Annotated in this window: 2 protein-coding genes and 1 pseudogene; all 3 read right to left on the minus strand. The window is 71.7% G+C overall.

Annotated elements, in window-relative coordinates:
• On the minus strand, positions 1-176 hold a 176-nt coding region (locus C1I93_RS30680; protein ID WP_181445395.1), incomplete at its 3' end, for a TFIIB-type zinc ribbon-containing protein.
• A gap of 22 nt (positions 177-198) precedes the next feature.
• Positions 199-831 carry a phosphoribosyltransferase gene (locus C1I93_RS30685; RefSeq protein WP_111246710.1) on the minus strand — a complete coding sequence of 211 codons (633 nt, stop codon included), beginning with the start codon at positions 829-831 and terminating at the stop codon, positions 199-201.
• Positions 828-1,013 (minus strand): annotated as a pseudogene (locus tag C1I93_RS30690) (hypothetical protein); the annotation flags it as partial. The pseudogene C1I93_RS30690 and the gene C1I93_RS30685, both read right to left, overlap by 4 nt.

A 1,013-nucleotide genomic window follows, 5' to 3' on the forward strand; every position in this document is an offset into this window, starting at 1 on the left:
CGCTGAGGGGCGGGGGGCGTCTGCTGTGCGTTCCAGTTGGCCTCCGCCTCGAACAGCTTCTCCAACTCACCGCGGTCGAGGAAGATGCCCCGGCATTCGCCGCACTGGTCGATGACGACGCCGCTGCGCTCGTACTGGCGCATTTCTCCGTGACACTTGGGACAGGTCAGGCTCATTACCCGAAGGTACCTGGTCGGGTCATCCGGCAGCCGTCAGCGCGGCCGTCACCTCCTCGTCGGAGACCTCGTGGAAGTCGTCGTAGTAGGCTCCGACCGCGCCGAAGGTGGGGGGCCGCTGGGCGCAGATCACCTGGTCGGCGTCGGCGGCGAGCATCTCGTACGCCTGCTCGGAGCCGACCGGGACGGCGACCACGACGCGGCGGGCACCGAGTTGGCGGGCGACCTGGACGGCCGCGCGGGCGGTCGCTCCGGTGGCCAGTCCGTCGTCGACGATGACGGCGACGCGGTCGGTGAGGTCCAGCGGGGGGCGGCCGGCCCGGTAGATCCGCTCGCGCCGGTCCAGCTCGGCCTGCTCGCGGTGCTGGACCTCGGCGATGTCGGCGCTGTCGACCTGGCGGGCCACTGTGTCGTTGAGGACGCGTACGCCGCCGGGGCCGAGTGCTCCGAAGGCCACCTCCGGGGCCATCGGCATGCCGAGCTTGCGGACCACCAGCACGTCCAGTGGCACACCGAGTCGTTCGGCGACGACCCGGGCCACTGGCACGCCACCGCGCACCAGGCCGAGTACGACGACCCCGGGTTCGCCGATCAGGGCGGTCAGCCGGTCGGCGAGGGCGCGGCCCGCCTCGGCTCGGTCGCGGTAAACGGTCATGCCTTCAGGTCTACGCCGGGTGGGGCGTCTTCGCCTGCCGGTTGCCGGATCCGCCGGATGTGCAGTGGGGGTGCCCAGAGCAGGAACGCGATCGGGTACAGCAGGTAGCCGAAGCGGGTGGTGGGCATCAGCAGGATGGCGGCGAGGAGTCCGTACCCGCAGACCAGTGCGGCGGCGTGGGC

The sequence above is a fragment of the Micromonospora endophytica genome (assembly GCF_003236305.1).
Taxonomy (GTDB): domain Bacteria; phylum Actinomycetota; class Actinomycetes; order Mycobacteriales; family Micromonosporaceae; genus Micromonospora; species Micromonospora endophytica.